This is a genomic window from Kutzneria kofuensis (assembly GCF_014203355.1).
GTDB lineage: Bacteria > Actinomycetota > Actinomycetes > Mycobacteriales > Pseudonocardiaceae > Kutzneria > Kutzneria kofuensis.
The window spans coordinates 3,125,738-3,142,095 of record NZ_JACHIR010000001.1 but is presented as its reverse complement, the minus strand read 5'-3'; the positions used below and the strand labels follow the sequence as shown (position 1 = coordinate 3,142,095).

The following is a 16,358-nucleotide window of genomic DNA, read 5'->3' as shown; positions in this document are numbered from 1 at the left end:
TAGGTGACGTGCGGATGGATGGCTCCCCCGAAGGGATGCATGCGGATGGACGCTGAACTGCTCGAAGTCGCCGTGCGCGAGGCGCGCGCGGGCCGTGCCGAGGGCGGCATCCCGATCGGGGCCGCGCTGTTCCACGTGGACGGCACGCTGCTCGGCAGCGGCCACAACCGCCGCGTGCAGGACGGCGATCCGTCGATGCACGCGGAGACCGCCGCCTTTCGCAACGCCGGCCGGCGACCCACCTATCGCGACACGGTCATGGTGACGACGCTGTCGCCGTGCTGGTATTGCAGCGGCCTGGTCCGCCAGTTCAACATCGGCCGCGTGGTGATCGGCGAGGCCCGCACCTTCCACGGCGGCCACGACTGGCTGGCCGAGCACGGCGTCGCCGTGACGGTGCTGGACGACGCCGAGTGCGTGGACATGATGACCGAGTTCATCGCGGCCGAACCGCAGCTGTGGTTCGAGGACATCGGGGAGACTCCGTGAGCGCCAAGGCTCATCAATCAGTGCCCAGCATCGACCTCCAGCCGTGGTTCCACGGCGACGACCGGGACCGCGCCGAGGTGGCCGCCCGCGTCGACGAGGCGTTGCAGACCGCCGGTTTCCTGCTGATCACCGGGCACGAGGTGAGCACCGAGCTGCGCGACAACACCCGGGCCGTGGCGCGGGAGTTCTTCGCGCTGCCCGAGGACGTCAAGCAGAGCTACGCCACCGCCGTCGGCGGCCGTGGCTGGCTGCCGCCCGGCGCCGAGGCCAACGGCTACGCCGAGGGCACGCCCACGCCGCCGGACATGAAGGAGTCCTTCACCGCGGCCTGCGACACCCCGACCGGCGATCCGGCCGTCGACGCCGAGTGGTTCGCGCCCAACGTCTGGCCGGACGCCGAGCTGCCCCGGATGCGGGAGGTCGTCGGCGAGTACCTGGACGAGATGCACGCCCTGTCCGACGAGCTGATGGCCCTCTGCGCCGTCGCGCTGGGTCTGGACGTCGACTACTTCGAGCCGTTCCTGAGCGAGCCCACCTACGGCTTCAACATCAACTGGTACCCGCCGCTGACCCGCGTCGGACCGGCCGCGGACGGGCAGTTCCGGATCGGGCCGCACACCGACTTCGGCACCGTCACCGTGCTGGACCGGGAGCCCGGCCTCGGCGGGCTGCAGATCTACACGTTGGACGGCGAGTGGGTCGACGCCCCGTACGACCCGGCCGCGTTCACGGTCAACATCGGCGACCTGATGGCCCGCTGGACCGGTGACCGCTGGCGCTCCACCCGGCACCGCGTGCTGCCGCCGCCGGCCGAGGCCCCGGCCGAGGACCTGGTGTCACTGGTCTTCTTCTACGAGGCCAACCACGACGCCGTGGTGGAGTCGCTGGCACCGCCGATCGGCCGCCGCAGTTACCCGCCGACGAACTGGGGCTCGTACCTGAAGGAGAAGCTGGCGGCCATCTCCGTGGGCTGACCATGGGCCGGCCCCAGCGTTCGGAACGGACCATTCCTCTACTCGGAGTTTAGGAATGGTCCGTTCCTAACGAGGAAAGTGACAAGGTCAGTTGGCGTGGAGGGCGGCGTTGAGCTCGATGCCCTGGCCCTTGCGGGGCCGAACCTCGACGACGCCGTTGGCCGAGTTGCGGATGAACAGCAGATTCGACTGACCCGACAGCTCAAGGGCCTTGACGACGGTGCCGTCCGGCAGCGTGACCTTGGTGCCGGCGGTGACGTAGAGGCCCGCCTCCACCACGCAGTCGTCGCCGAGCGGGATGCCGATGCCGGCGTTGGCGCCGATCAGGCAGCGCTCGCCGAGGCTGACGACCTCCTTGCCGCCGCCGGACAGCGTGCCCATGATCGACGCGCCGCCGCCGACGTCCGAGCCGTCGCCGACGACAACACCGGCGGAGATCCGGCCCTCGACCATGGAGGTGCCGAGGGTGCCGGCGTTGTAGTTGACGAAACCCTCGTGCATGACGGTGGTGCCGGCGGCCAGGTGCGCGCCGAGCCGGACCCGGTCGGCGTCGGCGATGCGAACGCCGGCGGGCAGCACGTAGTCGACCATGCGCGGGAACTTGTCCACGCCGTACACGGTGACGGGGCCGCGCGAACGCAGCCGCAGGCGCGTGGCCTCGAAGTCGGCGACGGCGCACGGCCCGAAGTTGGTCCACACGACGTTGGCCAGCTTGCCGAAGATGCCGTCCAGGTTGAGCCCGTGCGGCTGGACCAGCCGGTGCGAGAGCAGGTGTAGCCGCAGGTACACGTCGTGGGTGTCGACCGGCGCGGCGGACAGGTCCTCGATCGCGGTGTCGACCACGACGACCTGCACGCCACGGGCCTTGTCCTCGCCGACGAGGTCGGCGAAGTCGGGCTTGTCCGCGGCGGGGGACCCGAGGGTCGGCGACGGGTACCAGGTGTCCAGGACGGTTCCGTCGGCGGCGATGGTGGCGAGGCCGGTGCCGTAAGCGCTGGTGGTCACGGCACAACGGTAACGTGCCGGTCGTGACGACAAGCCTGGACCTGACCGCCGATCCCGTCGAGCTGACCGCCGCGCTGGTGGACGTGCCGAGCGTCTCCGGCGACGAGGAAGCGCTGGCCAGGGCCGTCAAAGCGGCGCTGGCCGAGCAGGCGCCGCACCTGGAGCTCGCCGTGTCCGGGAACACGGTTCTGGCCCGCACGAACCTCGGCCGCCCGTCCCGGGTGGTGCTGGCCGGCCACCTCGACACCGTGCCGATCAACGACAACCTGCCGCTGCGCCGTACGGGAACACGGGACGACCTCGTGCTGCACGGCTGCGGCACCGTCGACATGAAGGGCGGCGACGCCGTCTTCCTGCACCTGGCCGCGACCATCGCCGAGCCGGTGCACGACCTCACCTTCATCTTCTACGACTGCGAGGAGATCGACGCCGCCCGCAACGGGCTGGGGCGGATCGAGCGGGAGCTTCCCGAGTGGCTCCAGGGCGACCTGGCGATCGTCGGCGAGCCGTCGAACGGGGTGATCGAGGCCGGCTGCCAGGGGACGCTGCGGATCGAGTTGCGTACCAAGGGAATCCGCGCGCACACGGCCCGCGCGTGGATGGGGGAGAACGCGATCCACGCGATGGCGGGAGCCCTGCACAAGCTGGACCAGTACGAGCCGCGCCACGTGGACATCGACGGCTGCCACTACCGCGAGGGCCTGCAGGCCGTGAAGATCACCGGCGGCGTCGCGGGCAACGTGGTGCCGGACGAGTGCGTGCTGACGATCAACCACCGCTTCGCCCCGGACCGCACGGCCGAGCAGGCGGCCGATCACCTCCGGGTGCTTTTCGAGGGCTACGACCTGACGGTTGTCGACTCGGCCGAGGGCGCGTTGCCGGGTCTGTCCGCGCCGACGGCCCGTGAGCTCGTCGAGGCCGCGGGCGGCACGCCGGTGGCCAAGCTGGGCTGGACGGACGTGGCCCGGTTCGCGGCGCTGGGCATTCCGGCCGTCAACTTCGGACCCGGCGACCCCACCCTGGCCCACACCCAGCAGGAGAACGTGCCCGCGGCCCACATCGTGCGGTGCGAGCAGGTGCTGCGTCGCTTCCTGAGTAGGGTTTCATGATGAACGAGAACCAGGAGCAGCCGCCGAAGGAACGGCAGCGCGGCCCCGTGACGCTGCGCCGGGACCGCTCCAGCGAGTCCACCACCACCGACCAGCGGCTGCTGGACTCCCGCGGCCCGTCCGACTGGGTGCACACCGACCCGTGGCGGGTGCTACGCATCCAGGCCGAGTTCGTGGAGGGCTTCGGCGCGCTGGCCGAGCTGCCCAAGGCGGTCACGGTGTTCGGCTCCGCCCGCACCAAGCAGGACCACCCCGAGTACGAGATCGGCCGCAAGCTCGGCGGCGCGCTGGCCGAGGCCGGCTTCGCGGTGATCACCGGCGGCGGGCCGGGCGCGATGGAGGCGGTCAACCGCGGCGCGTCCGAGGCGGGCGGCTACTCCGTCGGGCTGGGCATCGAGCTTCCGTTCGAGCAGGGCCTGAACCCGTGGGTGGACCTCGGGGTGAACTTCCGCTACTTCTTCGCCCGCAAGACCATGTTCATCAAGTACGCCCAGGCCTTCATCTGCCTGCCCGGCGGCTTCGGCACGCTGGACGAGCTGTTCGAGGCGCTGACCCTGGTGCAGACCAAGAAGGTCACCAAGTTCCCGGTCGTCCTGTTCGGACGGTCCTACTGGCAGGGTCTCTACGACTGGCTACACGATTCGGTGGAAGGCGGTGGAAAGGTGGGGGCCAAGGACATGGAGCTGCTACATCTGACGGACGACATCGATGACGCCGTTCGGGTGGTCCAGGACGCCTATCGGGCATGGGAACAGGTCCACTAATTCCCAACTTTCGGACCTGACGGCCGGCACGCGCCACCCCCTTGAATGGGCGGGGTCGGCTGAGCAGGAGGAAAGTCATGGGGCGACGAACGGTCAAGTCCGCGGGCGTGCTGGTGGTCGGGGCCGCGCTGGCGCTGGGCGGCGTCGCCGCCGCGCCCGCCGGTGCCGCGCCCGCGCCCAGCCACCACACGTTCAGTGCCGCGGCGGCGTCCTTCGTCGGCGCCGACACCGTGGCGCAGAAGGTCCAGCGGATGGAGACGGCGCTCGCCGCGCTGCCCCGGCTGGCCGCCGCGTACGACGTGAAGCCCTTGTGGGACAAGGGAACCAACGGCGCCGGCATCACGGTGGCGACGCTGGTGTCCTACGGCGACGCCGACATCCAGGCCGTCATCGACGACTACGACCAGCGCAACGGCCTGCCCAAGGCCAACGTGCAGGTGATCGCCCCGGTCGGGCACGTGCCCGGCTGCCACGACGCCGGTGTGGACACCGCGACCTGCCAGGCCTGGGGCGGCGAGACCGACCTGGACGTGGAGATGATCCACACCCTGGCGCCGGGCGCGAAGATCGTCGTGGCGGCCACGCCGGTCGCCGAGACCGAGGGCATCGACGGCCTGCCCGAGATGATGCGGGCCGTCGACTACATGACCACCAACAAGGTCGCCGACATCATCTCGATGAGCTTCGGCACGGCCGAGGACAACTTCGACTCCAACAGCCAGATCACCGGCCTCGACCCGGCGTTCGAGCGCGCCAGCGCCGCCGGCGTCACGCTGCTGGCCTCCTCCGGCGACTCCGGCGCCACCAACCACAAGAAGTCCGGCGGCTACTTCACGACTCGCACCGCGAGCTGGCCGGCGTCCGACCCGAACGTGACCGCCGTCGGCGGGACGAACTCGGTGCGCAACGTGCCGAACACCACGCTGTGGCCGGACTCCGGCGGCGGCCTGTCCAAGGTGTACAACCGGCCGAGCTGGCAGGACAGCGTCTCGGGGATCACCAAGAGCACCAAGCGGTCCTTCCCCGACATCACCATGGAGGGCACCAGCGGCACCTCCGAGTCCTCGCCGCTGTTCGCCGCCGTGCTGGCGCTGGCCGCGCAGGCCAAGGGCGGCCGGCTGGGGCAGGTCAACACCGCCCTCTACACCGGCAAGCTGGCCGGTGTCGTGGACGTGACCAGCGGCAACAACACCTTCAACGGGGTCACCGGCTTCGCCGCGGCCAAGGGCTTCGACATCGTGTCCGGCTGGGGCACCATCGACGCCGCCAAGTTCGTCCCGTCCCTCGTGGCGGCCCTTCGCTGAACGTAACCGCACAGTTTGGGAACGGACCATTCCTCTACTCGGAGTTGAGGAATGGTCCGTTCCGCGTCTCAAAATGGTGACTAGGAGTGATGATGAGCGGTAGATCTCTGGCGGCTGTGGTGGTGGGGGCGGCGTTAGCCGCGACCGCCGTGGCGGCGGTGCCGGCGGCGGCGAGCACGCAGCCGAAGGCTGCTCAGCAGGCGCATCACGTGTTCAGCGCGGCGGCGTCGTCCTTCGTCGGCGCGGCGACGGTCCAGCAGAAGGTGGACCGCCTGGCCGCGGCGACGGCGTCGCTGCCGCGACTGGCCAAGGCGTACAACACGCCGGCGCTGTGGAACCAGGGCCTGACCGGCGCCGGTTCGACGGTGGCCACGCTGGTGTCCTACGGGGACGCCGACATCAAGGCCGTGATGGACGCCTACGACCAGCGCTACGGCCTGCCGCCGGCCGACATCTCGGTGATCACGCCGGCCGGCGCGGTGCCGGGCTGCACCGACTCGGGCGTGGACACCGCGACCTGCCAGAGCTGGGGCGGCGAGACCGACCTGGACGTGGCCATGTTCCACACCATGGCGCCGGCCGCCAAGATCGTGATCATCGCGACCCCGATCGCCGAGACCCAGGGCTTCACCGGCCTGCCGGAGATGATGGCCGCGGTCGACTACGTGGCCAAGCACAAGCTCGCCGACGTCATCTCGATGAGCTTCGGCACGGCCGAGGACACCTTCCCGTCGATCGACTCGGTGAAGACCCTCGACCCGGCGCTGGAGCGGGCCAGCAAGGCCGGCATCACGCTGGTCGCCTCCTCCGGCGACTACGGCGCCACCAACCCGGTGCTCATCGGCGACGGCACGTTCCCGTACCGGGTGGCCAGCTGGCCGGCGTCGGACCCGAACGTGACCTCGCTCGGCGGCACGATCCTCAGCATGGACGCCAACGGCAACCGCACCTCGCCCGACGTGCTGTGGCCGCGGTCCGGCGGTGGCGTCTCCAAGACCTACGCCCGCCCGAGCTGGCAGAACTCGGTGAAGTCCATCACCGGCAGCAAGTTCCGTTCCTTCCCGGACATCAGCATGGAGGGCATCTCCGGCACCTCCGAGTCCGCGCCGCTGTTCGCGGGCGTGCTGGCGCTGGCCGTGCAGGCCAACGGCGGCCACCGGCTCGGCCAGATCAACCCGGTGCTGTACGGCAAGCTCGGCCCGAAGGCGGCCAAGTCCGGCATCGTCGACGTGACCAGCGGTGACAACAGCTACGGCGCCGTCCCCGGCTACACCGCGGCGGCCGGCTTCGACATCGTGTCCGGCTGGGGCACGCTCGACGCCTCGAAGTTCGTGCCGGCGCTGGTGAAGGCGCTCAGGTAGGCCAGAAGGCGGGGGCTCCCGCGCCGGGGCCCCCGCCTTCCGAGTTCCTAGTTCACCGGAACCGTCAGCGTGCCGGACAGCGCGACCGTGCTGCCGGGCTTGCTGGACGTCAGGTAGCGCGGGTCGACGGTGTCGACGACCAGCGCGAGATGGTGCCCCGCCGGGACGTTCCAGGCGATGGGCTCCAGCCCGAGGTCGATTGTCCTTGCCACGCCCGGAGTCGCGCCGAGCAGCGAGTACGGCTTGTGCGTGATCAGCGACCCGAGACCGAGCGGCCCCACGTCGTAGAGGTACGCGAACAGCGTCGTGTCGGCGGCGCTCGGCGTGACGGCCAGCCGGGCGTGCGGCGCGCCGTCCACCTCAAAACCCTTGCCCGCCACCGGACCCGACCACACGGCCGCCGCGGACCGGGACACCAGCGGGACCGAGACGCCGGTGGGAATGCCCAGATAGCCCTGCAGGATGCCGCTCACGAACACGGTGCCGCTGTTCGCGACCGTGTCGACGCCGGCGTGAAAACTGTTCTCCGGCAAGGGAATCGTCTGCTGCTGCCAGGGCCAAGCGTCGGAGCCCTGCCAGCCGCCGCCGTTGGCCGCCTTCACCTGGATCGGCTGCTCGCGGTCGATTCCGTTGTCCACGCCGAGCAGGTAGTGGTCGAACCAGCGGTCCGTCGCGTCCCACACCTCGTTGGGCAGTCCGGCCGCGCCGAACACCTCGGGCGTCGCGTGGTCGCCGGGCGTGAGCATGAGCCGCTTGGGGCCTGTCAGCTTGCCGTAGAAGTCGACGAGCTGGCTGGGCGGGAACAGCGAGTCCTCCCAGGCGTTCGCCATCATCACGGCGGTGCCGTGCCGGTTGATGGCGTCGATCTTGGTTGCGGCCGAGCGCGGCGGCGCGATCGGCAGCACGTCGGCGAAGTCGCCGGCCAGGTAGTCGCGCTCCGCCTCCTGGAGGTCCTTGCCGGGGCGGCCGGTCAGGTGCCCGGCCGCCAGCAGCAGGTCGACGCCCTGCGAGCTGACGGTCTCGTTCGGGTACAGCGATGCCGCCAGATCGGTCCAGCCGCTCATCGACACCACGGCCCGGATCCGCGGGTCGGCGGCGGCCGTGAGCAGGCTGATGCCGGCGCCGTAGGAGATGCCGCCCATGCCGATGCGGGACGGGTCGGCGTTCGTGTTGGCCAGCGCCCAGTCGATCACCTTGCTGGCGTCGGCCACGTCCTCCGGGCCGGCCACCTCGATCTGGCCGCCGGAGTCCCAGAAGCCGCGGGCGGTGTAGCTGACCACCACGTAACCCGACTGGTACGCGAGTTTCGCGGCGGCGCCCACGTACTCGATGTCGTTGATGCCCCAGCTGCTCGGCAGCACGACGAGCGGGAACGGCCCGTCGCCGCGGCCGGTCGGGCGGACCACGAACGCGTGCAGCGTGGTGCCGCCGTCGCCGGTGATCGCCTGATAGCTCGTGCTGAAGCCGGCGGTCGGGGCTGCGGCGGCCGTGCCCGCCGGCCCCAGGATCGTTGCCGTCACCAGCAGCAGAGTCGCCATTGACCTGCGCACTTGCCCTCCAGAGTGACCTCGGTCACGACTTGGCTACTCGGCAGTTAACTTGGACCTACTCTGGAGTAGCAATGGGCTGTGACGCGCGTCACGGCCGAACGGCGGTGTCGCCGCCCGCGCCGGTGACACCGCCCTTTGTCATGCCCCGAAGGTCATCCCTCGGCGATTTCCGACGCCGCCGGAGTTGCCTCCGTCGACCGTGTTCCCGGAACCGTCGTTGCTGTTTCCGTTGCTGTCGACATTGCCCTGGTCGGCGTTGTTTCCGTTTCCGACGTTGACATTGCCGGTCGGCGCCACGTTCTGCCTGGGGACATTCACGTTGGAAACGAGTGGCGTGTGGAAAAGTGGTTTGTCCGCCGGCGCTGCCGCCGCGAATGTCGATGTCCCGATGGTCGGCATTCCGGTGGCGGTCACCGTCAGGACAAGTGCCTTCCTGGCCACGGTGCGCCCCCTTCAGCTCGTCGATCGTCTCGGCCGGACCGAGGCTAGCCCCGGAAACGGCGCTGTCACGGGGTGTGCCCTCGTTCGGGTGGACAAATAATCGGTCCTCGGTGTCACCCGCTGGTGGCGATTTGCTAGACCGAACGGGTAAAAGCGCGGGTGAGGGACTCGGACGGAATACCCGGCCGGGGGACCTCCTGGATCATGATCATCCGGCCGTGATTTGCCCGCCCTTGGGAGCCTGTGGCATACAGGAGGGTTGCGGCGTTGCCGACCCCGTTTGTTTGTTTCCGCAACAGTGATGGACATTACTCCGAACAGGTGGAGCCCGCGCGTCGTGGCACGATGACCGCTGTGCGACCGTTGCGATTCGGAACAAGGCAGGTCGGCGCGGACCGCGCGCTGGTCATGGCCATCGTCAACCGGACGCGCGACTCCTTCTACGACCGCGGCGCCACCTTCGCCGAGGACGCCGCCATGGCCGCGGTGGACGCCGCCGTCGCGGACGGCGCGGACATCATCGACATCGGCGGCGTGCGCGCCGGCTCCCAGGGCGAGACCGTGGACGCGGCCGAGGAGTCCCGCCGCGTGGTCCCGTTCGTCGCCGCGGTCCGCGAGCGCCACCCGGACATCGTGATCAGTGTGGACACCTGGCGGCACGAGGTCGCCGCGCAGGTCTGCCGCGAGGGCGCGGACCTGATCAACGACACCTGGGCCGGCGCGGATCCGAAGCTGGCCGAGGTCGCCGCGGAACACCAGGTCGGCATCGTCTGCTCGCACACCGGGGGCTTGCCGCCGCGCACCGACCCGTTCCGCCCGCGCTACCGAGACGTCGTCGCCGCGGTGGTCGAGGAACTCGTCACGGCCGCGGAGCGCATGGTGTCGCTGGGCGTGCCGGCCGACGGCGTGCTCATCGACCCCACCCACGACTTCGGCAAGAACACCTGGCACGGACTGGAACTGCTGCGCCGGGTGGACGAACTCGTCGGCACCGGATGGCCGGTGCTGATGGCGTTGTCCAACAAGGACTTCGTCGGCGAGACGCTCGGCGTCGGGCTGGAGGAGCGGGTCGACGGCACGCTTGCGGCCACGGCCGTCGCGGCCTGGGGCGGCGCGCGGGTGTTCCGCGCGCACCAGGTCAAGCAGACCCGGCGGGTGCTGGAGATGGTCGCCAGCATCGCCGGCACCCGACCGCCGGCGGCGGTGCTGCGGGCGCTCGCCTGATGTTGCCTGTCACCGAGCGGTGGTTCCGTGACCGCACCTGGCAGGAACCCGCGTGGACGGTGCCGGAACTGGTGCGCGCCAAGGGGGATCGCACCGTCAGCGTGGTGCTTCCGGCCCTCGACGAGGAGGCGACGGTCGGCGGTGTGGTGGCCGCCGTTCGGCCGCTGCTGGGCTCGCTCGTGGACGAACTCGTCGTGATCGACTCCGGTTCCACCGACCGGACCGTCGAGGCGGCCCGGGCCGCCGGCGCCCGGGTGGTGCTGCGCACCGACGTGCTGCCCGAGCTGGAACCGTTACCGGGCAAGGGAGAAGTCCTCTGGCGCTCGCTCGCCGCGACCGCCGGGGATGTGGTCGTCTTCCTCGACTCGGACCTCGTCGACCCCGACCCGGCGTTCGTGCCGGCACTGCTCGGCCCGCTGCTGACGGCGCCGGGAGTGCAGCTGGTCAAGGGTTTCTACCGGCGGCCGCTGCGGCTGGAGAGCACCGGCGGCGGCCGCGTGACCGAGCTGCTGGCCCGTCCGGTGCTGGCCGCGCTACGGCCGGAATTGTCCGGCGTGGTGCAACCGCTCGGCGGCGAGTACGCCGCCACGCGCGAACTTCTGGAGTCGGTGCCGTTCGCCGCCGGCTACGGCGTGGAGATCGGGTTGTTGATCGACACGCACGCGGCGTACGGGCTGGACGGCCTGGCACAGGTGAATCTGGGCGTGCGCAAGCACCGGAACCGATCACTGCTGCAGCTGGGCGCGATGGCCAGCCAGATCCTCGGCACGGCCCTGGCCAGATGTGGTACGGACGTCGGCGACGCCACCGTGCTGACCCAGTTCGTGCAGGTGGACGGCGAATGGCTGCCGGATTCGACCACCGTGTCGACCGCCGACCGGCCGCCGATGCGGACGCTGCGCGGGCCCGGCGGGCGGGTTTCGGACGACCCCCGTGCACGGGTGGCCCCGGACGTGCCACGATCGATGCCGTGACCACCGTACTCATCTACCTCGTCGTGATGGCCGTGGTGGCCGGCGTGGTGTTCCTGGTCGCGTCGCTGGTCTTCGGCCGCGGCGAGGAACTGGCCCCGCTGCCGCCGGGCGCGTCGCCGACGCGGCTGCCCGCCGACGCGGTCACCGAGCAGGACATCCAGGACCTGCGGTTCCAGCAGGTGTTCCGCGGCTACAAGATGTCCGAGGTCGACTGGGCACTGGACCGGCTCGGCCGCGAGGTGACCGAGCTGCGCGCCCGGGTGGCCGAGCTGGAGGAGCGGCTGTCGGTGGAGGAGAACGCGCGGTGACCGAGCTGGTCCGCTGCCCGTGGGGTGACTCCACAGAGGACTACCAGCGCTACCACGACGAGGAGTGGGGCGTCGAACTGCGCGGTGTGCCCGAGATGTTCGAGCGGCTCACCCTGGAGGGCTTCCAGTCGGGCCTGTCCTGGCTGACCATCCTGCGCAAGCGCGAGGCGTTCCGGGCCGCGTTCGAGCACTTCGACCCGAAGAAGGTCGCCGCGTTCGACGAGGCCGACGTCGAGCGGCTGATGGCCGACACCGGCATCGTGCGCAACCGGCAGAAGATCACCGCGGCGGTCCGCAACGCCGGTGTGGTGACCGGTCTGGACCAGCCGCTGGACGAGCTGCTGTGGTCGTTCGCGCCGACCGGCCGGCGCCGCCGCCCGCGCACCGTGGCCGACGTGCCGGCGGTCACGCCCGAGTCGACGGCGATGGCCAAGGCGTTGCGCAAGCTCGGCTTCGTGTTCATCGGCCCGACCACCTGCTATGCCCTGATGCAGGCGACCGGCATGGTCGACGACCACGTCGCCACCTGCTGGCGGGCCCGCCGCTGACCGTCCACAGGGGACCGGCGCGGGACCGTCCCGCCGCCGACCGGCGTGCCGACTCGGCGGCAGGGGGCCTGACTTGCCAAGATGGTGTCGGTGACGTGGGGCCGAAAAGATCGGTTCGGTTTCACGCCCGATGACGGATGGGGGAGAATGGACGGGACCCGACAGGCTGGGAGGCGGTCGGGCCGAGCTGGACAGATGGAGGGAGCACGCTATGGCGGCCATGAAGCCCAGGACCGGCGACGGTCCCCTTGAGGTCACCAAGGAGGGGCGAGGCATCGTGATGCGGGTGCCCCTCGAAGGTGGTGGGCGCCTCGTCGTCGAGATGTCGGCGGAGGAGGCGAGCGAACTGGGCGATGCCCTCAAGGGCGTCGTGAACTGACGCTGCCGCCCCGTGTGTTCCCAGCCCCGGTTTCCCACGTGGAGCCGGGGCAGAATTCGTTTCCCTGCTGGAGGTTCCCGTGCGCTCGACGGCGCCTGCCGTGCCCACCCCGCTGCCCGCGATCGAGGTCGCCGCGACCCCGCACCGCAGCCTCCCCGCCGTGGTGGTGGTCGCCGACGGCCCCGACTACGGGCCGGGGCGTGACCGTCTCGACGACGCCGCGCTGGCCACGTTCGAGCCGACCGGCAAGACCGGCGAGGTGCGGCAGATCGGCCGCAACTGGCTCGTCGGTGTCGGCGACGGCGCCGCGAGGGACTGGCGGTCCGCCGGCGCCGCGCTGGTCCGGGCGGCCGACGAGCGTGAGGTCGGCCGCTACCAGGTGCTGCTGCCCGAGAACGTGACCGCCGAGCAGGCCGGCGCCTTCGCGCTGGGCCTGGCGCTGGGCGGCTACAAGTTCAAGGTCACCGGCGACACGCCGGCCGCCCGAACCAAATCCGTGCTGCTCGTCACACCGGCTTCCGTCGCCGACGCCGTCGCGGAGGCCGTCACGCTCGCCGCCGCGACCGCGCTCACCCGTGACCTCGCCAACACCCCGTCCAACGTGAAGGACCCGGCCTGGCTCGTCGGCACCGCCGCACGGCTGGCCGCCGGCGTCACCGGGCTGACCGCCGAGGTGCGGGACGAGGCGTGGCTGGCCGAGCAGGGCTTCGGCGGCGTGCTCGCCGTCGGCGGCGGTTCCTCCCGGCCGCCGCGCTTCGTGGAGTTGACGTGGCGTCCACGTGGCTCCGCGAAAGCCCCACACCTGGTTTTCGTGGGCAAGGGCATCACATTTGACACCGGCGGTATCTCGATCAAGCCCGCCGACGGCATGCACCTCATGCGCACCGACATGGCCGGCGGGGCCGCCGTCATCGCCGCCTTGCTTGCGGTGGCCGCGCTGAAACTGCCCCTTCGGGTCACCGGTCTCGTGCCGTGTGCGGAGAACCACGTGTCCGGCTCCGCCTACCGGCCCGGTGACGTCGTGCGGCACTACGGCGGCAAGACCACCGAGGTCGCCAACACCGACGCCGAGGGCCGCATGGTGCTGGCCGACGCCATGACCTGGGCCGTGCGCAAGCACTCCCCGGACGTGCTCGTCGACGTCGCCACCCTCACCGGCGCGATGAAGGTCTCCCTCGGCGTGCGCACCGGCGGCCTGTTCGCCACCTCCGACGAGCTCGCCGCCCAGCTGATCACCGCCGGCGAGCAGGTCGGCGAGGCGCACTGGCGGATGCCGCTGCTGGAGGACCTCGCCGACTCCGTGCGCAGCGAGATCGCCGACGTCAAGCAGACCCCCGGCGGTCCCGGCGCGATCGCCGCCGCACTGTTCCTGCGGGAGTTCCGGGGCGACGTGCCGTGGGCGCACCTCGACATCGCCGGCCCGGCCCGCTCGGAGACCACCTACGACGAGGTCGTCCCCGGCGCCACCGGCTTCGCGGCACGAACCTTGGTCAGGTTCGCTCAGAACTACCGCTGACGAAAGCTCGGAACAGCTCCGCCGCCGGTGGCAGGGGCGCGGCCGCCGACCAGACGAGGCCGATGGTGCGACTGGCCGAAGGGGAGAGCGCGAGCTCGACCACGCCGTTCAACGCCGTGTCGGACTGTGGCAGCAGGGCGACGCCGAGGCCGGCGGCGACGAGCCCGCGCACCGTGTCGACCTCCTCGCCCTCGAACGCCAGCACGGGCAGGAAGCCGGCCTGCTCGCACAGGCCGTCGGTGATGCGGCGCAGCCCGTAGCCGGCCTTCATGCCGACGAACTGCTCGTCGGCCAGCTCCGCCAGCCGCACCCGGCGGCGGCCGGCGAGTGGGTGCCCGGTGGGCACGGTCAGCAGCAGCGGCTGCTCGTACAGCGGCTGGCACTCCAGGTCGGGCTGGTCGACGGGCAGCGGCGCGGTCAGCGCGAGATCGACGTCCCCGGCCCGGACCCGGGCCAGCATCTCCTCGTGCGCGGCCTGTTCGAGGGCGAAGCGCACCTCGGGATGCTGGGCGCGGAACGCCCGTAGCAACTCGGGCACCCGCACGCCGCCCATGGTGTGCAGGAACGCCAGCACCACCTGCCCACGCTCCGGATCCGCCTCGCCGATGGCCCGCCGGCAGCCCGTCTCCAGCACGCCCAGCGCCTGCTCGGCGGCCTCGGCGAGGATCTGCCCGGCCCGGGTCAGCCGCACGCCGCGCCCGTTGCGCACGATCACCGGCGTGCCCAGTTCCGCGCTCAGCGCGGCCAGCCAGCGGCTGACCGTCGGCTGCGGCACGCCGAGCCGGTCGGCGGCCCTGGTGACGTGCTGTTCGGCGGCGAGCGCCCGCAGCAGCGCGAGCCTGGGGGCCAGGCCCGCGGCCAGCTGCTCGTGCGTCATCCGAAGTCCAGGGGCAGGTCGATCGGCGCGCCGGTGGCGGTCAGGTCCACCCGGCCGAGGGCGGAGACCTGTACGGAACCGGTGCTCACCCCGATCTTCACCGACTTCACGGTCGCCGGCACCTCGAACACCAGCGCGGCCGGCAGCAGATCGCCGTCGTAGCGGACGCCGACCAGCTTGGCCTTGGAGTTGTCCGGCAGCGTCAGCGCGAAGGAGTTCCTGGTGACCGGCCCGCCCATGATCGCCGGGAGCTGACCGGTGGCCTTGATCGCCACCTCCAGCAGCGCCTTGTCCTTGGCCGCCTCGGTGACGAGCTGGTAGTCGCCGCTGTCCAGCTTGATCGGCCGCTGCCGGCCCAGCCGCACGCCGGTGACGGCCAGCTCGGCGGCGTGGTCGCCGGCGGCCACGCCGCCGTACGGCACGGCCGTCTTGACGGTGATCTTCTGGCTGGCGTTGGCCGGCACCTTGCTCACGCCGCTCGCCGTCAGCAGCGCGTCCGGCGCCTGGCTGGTCCGCTTGCCGCTGGGCACGTCCACCTGCTGCTCCAGCGAGTTCGCGCCGACGCTGCCGAGGACCAGCGACTTCGCCGGATCCGGCTTCACCGGCACGGCGTAGATCAGGAACACGTCGCCGGAATCGGGCAGCCGGTCCGGCGACAGCACGGTCCGCCGGCCCTCGACCACCAGCGACAACGTCGACTGCTGCGGCCGCCAGCCGGCCCACTGCTGCGCGCCGAACGCCGGATCGGTCTTGCCGGGACGGTCCACGTGCAGGCGCAGCACCCGCAGCTCGATGTCCTTGCCCGGGACGAGGGTCGCGCCGTCGCCGATCGGGAAGCTGCTCGGCCGGCCGTAGCCGGTGGCGGTCACCGCGAGCAGGTCGTCGTGCACCCGGACGGACACCTGGTCGGTGAGGCCCAGCTCGGCGTTCGACTTGTGCTCGGTGTCGGCCAGCACCGCGACGAAGTTGGCGCTCGCGGTGCGGTTGACCACGGCCTTCGGGTTCGTGGTCGTGCCGTCGGCGCGGATCAGCGTGTCGCTGACCGGCGTGCTGCGGTTGCCCGGGATCGGCACGTCGGGCGGCTGCACCGCCAGCTGGATCTGGCTCGCGTTCTCGCCGGTCTTCTTCATCGCGATCGGCACCCACGCGTTGGTCGGCGGGCTGCCCGGCACCTGCACCGGGCCGCACCACAGCCGCCCGTCCACCTGGCCGGAGAGTCCGACCGCGGCGAACCAGCAGCGGGGCAGCCCGGTGCCGGACGGCGACACGTAGCCGAAGCCGACCGTGTAGGCCAACTCGCGTTCCCCTTCGGCCTGCAGCCGCGCCGGGTCGATGACCTGCTTGCCCTCGACGGTCAGGGTCGGCTCGTTCGCGCTGCCCGCGTGGGACGTCGAACAACCGGCCACGCCCAGCAGCAGCGCGGCAACCGACAGCAGGAGCGCGGCACGGCCCCCAGGCCCGTGCACCGTGAGTGACACCGGTCCTCCGATAGCTCGATCAAAGTCGCTCTATCGGGATAGGTGGCCGGCCGGGGT

The 16,358-nt window shown here is 71.2% G+C and carries 17 protein-coding genes; 12 read left to right on the top strand and 5 right to left on the bottom strand.

What is annotated here, in order from left to right; translation table 11 throughout:
• The first annotated feature begins 45 nt into the window (after positions 1-45).
• Together BJ998_RS14245 and BJ998_RS49160 are read left to right on the top strand one after the other, a co-directional pair.
• Positions 46-489, top strand: coding sequence for a nucleoside deaminase (locus BJ998_RS14245; protein WP_376775867.1), 444 nt, complete (start codon positions 46-48; stop codon positions 487-489).
• A complete protein-coding gene (locus tag BJ998_RS49160; protein ID WP_221339535.1) occupies positions 486-1,463 on the top strand; it encodes an isopenicillin N synthase family dioxygenase in 978 nt (325 codons plus the stop codon). Before BJ998_RS14245 ends, BJ998_RS49160 begins: the two co-directional genes overlap by 4 nt.
• 87 nt (positions 1,464-1,550) lie before the next feature.
• Here the strand turns inward: BJ998_RS49160 and dapD are convergent, their stop codons facing one another.
• Complete coding sequence (gene dapD / locus BJ998_RS14235; protein WP_184861948.1) at positions 1,551-2,468, bottom strand: 2,3,4,5-tetrahydropyridine-2,6-dicarboxylate N-succinyltransferase; 918 nt, start codon at positions 2,466-2,468, stop codon at positions 1,551-1,553.
• A gap of 23 nt (positions 2,469-2,491) precedes the next feature.
• On the opposite strand from dapD, the gene dapE reads away from it, so the two are divergent.
• The 4 genes from dapE (at position 2,492) to BJ998_RS14215 (ending at position 7,006) form a co-directional block, all read left to right on the top strand.
• A complete protein-coding gene (gene dapE / locus BJ998_RS14230) occupies positions 2,492-3,577 on the top strand; it encodes a succinyl-diaminopimelate desuccinylase (protein WP_184861946.1) in 1,086 nt (361 codons plus the stop codon).
• On the top strand, positions 3,577-4,341 hold the full coding sequence (locus BJ998_RS14225; protein ID WP_376775866.1) for an LOG family protein: 765 nt from the start codon (positions 3,577-3,579) through the stop codon (positions 4,339-4,341). Before dapE ends, BJ998_RS14225 begins: the two co-directional genes overlap by 1 nt.
• A gap of 77 nt (positions 4,342-4,418) precedes the next feature.
• Positions 4,419-5,645 carry a S53 family peptidase gene (locus tag BJ998_RS14220; protein ID WP_184861942.1) on the top strand — a complete coding sequence of 409 codons (1,227 nt, stop codon included), beginning with the start codon at positions 4,419-4,421 and terminating at the stop codon, positions 5,643-5,645.
• 92 nt (positions 5,646-5,737) lie between these two features.
• Positions 5,738-7,006 (top strand): S53 family peptidase, encoded by a 1,269-nt coding sequence (locus tag BJ998_RS14215; RefSeq protein WP_221338006.1) that lies wholly within the window; start codon positions 5,738-5,740, stop codon positions 7,004-7,006.
• Between the two features lie 47 nt (positions 7,007-7,053).
• Here BJ998_RS14215 and BJ998_RS14210 read toward each other — a convergent pair whose 3' ends face one another.
• Both BJ998_RS14210 and BJ998_RS14205 read right to left on the bottom strand, forming a co-directional pair.
• Positions 7,054-8,556, bottom strand: coding sequence for a CocE/NonD family hydrolase (locus BJ998_RS14210; protein WP_312890104.1), 1,503 nt, complete (start codon positions 8,554-8,556; stop codon positions 7,054-7,056).
• A gap of 138 nt (positions 8,557-8,694) precedes the next feature.
• Complete coding sequence (locus BJ998_RS14205) at positions 8,695-8,997, bottom strand: hypothetical protein (protein ID WP_184861939.1); 303 nt, start codon at positions 8,995-8,997, stop codon at positions 8,695-8,697.
• Positions 8,998-9,342: 345 nt separating this feature from the next.
• On the opposite strand from BJ998_RS14205, the gene folP reads away from it, so the two are divergent.
• From folP to BJ998_RS14175, 6 genes are all read left to right on the top strand, one after another.
• Entirely contained in the window at positions 9,343-10,221 is an 879-nt protein-coding gene (gene folP, locus BJ998_RS14200; RefSeq protein WP_184861937.1) for a dihydropteroate synthase, read from the top strand.
• Complete coding sequence (locus tag BJ998_RS14195) at positions 10,221-11,195, top strand: glucosyl-3-phosphoglycerate synthase (RefSeq protein WP_184861935.1); 975 nt, start codon at positions 10,221-10,223, stop codon at positions 11,193-11,195. The genes folP and BJ998_RS14195 overlap by 1 nt, the downstream gene beginning before the upstream one ends.
• Positions 11,192-11,503 (top strand): DivIVA domain-containing protein, encoded by a 312-nt coding sequence (locus BJ998_RS14190; protein ID WP_184861933.1) that lies wholly within the window; start codon positions 11,192-11,194, stop codon positions 11,501-11,503. Before BJ998_RS14195 ends, BJ998_RS14190 begins: the two co-directional genes overlap by 4 nt.
• The gene (locus BJ998_RS14185) at positions 11,500-12,051 is read left to right on the top strand and encodes a DNA-3-methyladenine glycosylase I (protein WP_184861931.1); all 552 of its coding nucleotides are present in this window, start codon (positions 11,500-11,502) and stop codon (positions 12,049-12,051) included. The genes BJ998_RS14190 and BJ998_RS14185 overlap by 4 nt, the downstream gene beginning before the upstream one ends.
• 211 nt (positions 12,052-12,262) lie before the next feature.
• Positions 12,263-12,430, top strand: coding sequence for a DUF3117 domain-containing protein (locus tag BJ998_RS14180; protein WP_184861929.1), 168 nt, complete (start codon positions 12,263-12,265; stop codon positions 12,428-12,430).
• Between the two features lie 79 nt (positions 12,431-12,509).
• A complete protein-coding gene (locus BJ998_RS14175) occupies positions 12,510-13,946 on the top strand; it encodes a leucyl aminopeptidase family protein (protein WP_184861927.1) in 1,437 nt (478 codons plus the stop codon).
• On the opposite strand, the gene BJ998_RS14170 is transcribed toward BJ998_RS14175, so the two are convergent.
• Positions 13,921-14,823 carry a LysR family transcriptional regulator gene (locus BJ998_RS14170; RefSeq protein ID WP_184861925.1) on the bottom strand — a complete coding sequence of 301 codons (903 nt, stop codon included), beginning with the start codon at positions 14,821-14,823 and terminating at the stop codon, positions 13,921-13,923. The genes BJ998_RS14175 and BJ998_RS14170 overlap by 26 nt on opposite strands.
• Positions 14,820-16,301: a hypothetical protein gene (locus BJ998_RS14165; RefSeq protein WP_184861923.1), complete on the bottom strand. Its 1,482-nt coding sequence runs from the start codon at positions 16,299-16,301 to the stop codon at positions 14,820-14,822. Before BJ998_RS14165 ends, BJ998_RS14170 begins: the two co-directional genes overlap by 4 nt.
• Positions 16,302-16,358 lie beyond the last annotated feature (57 nt).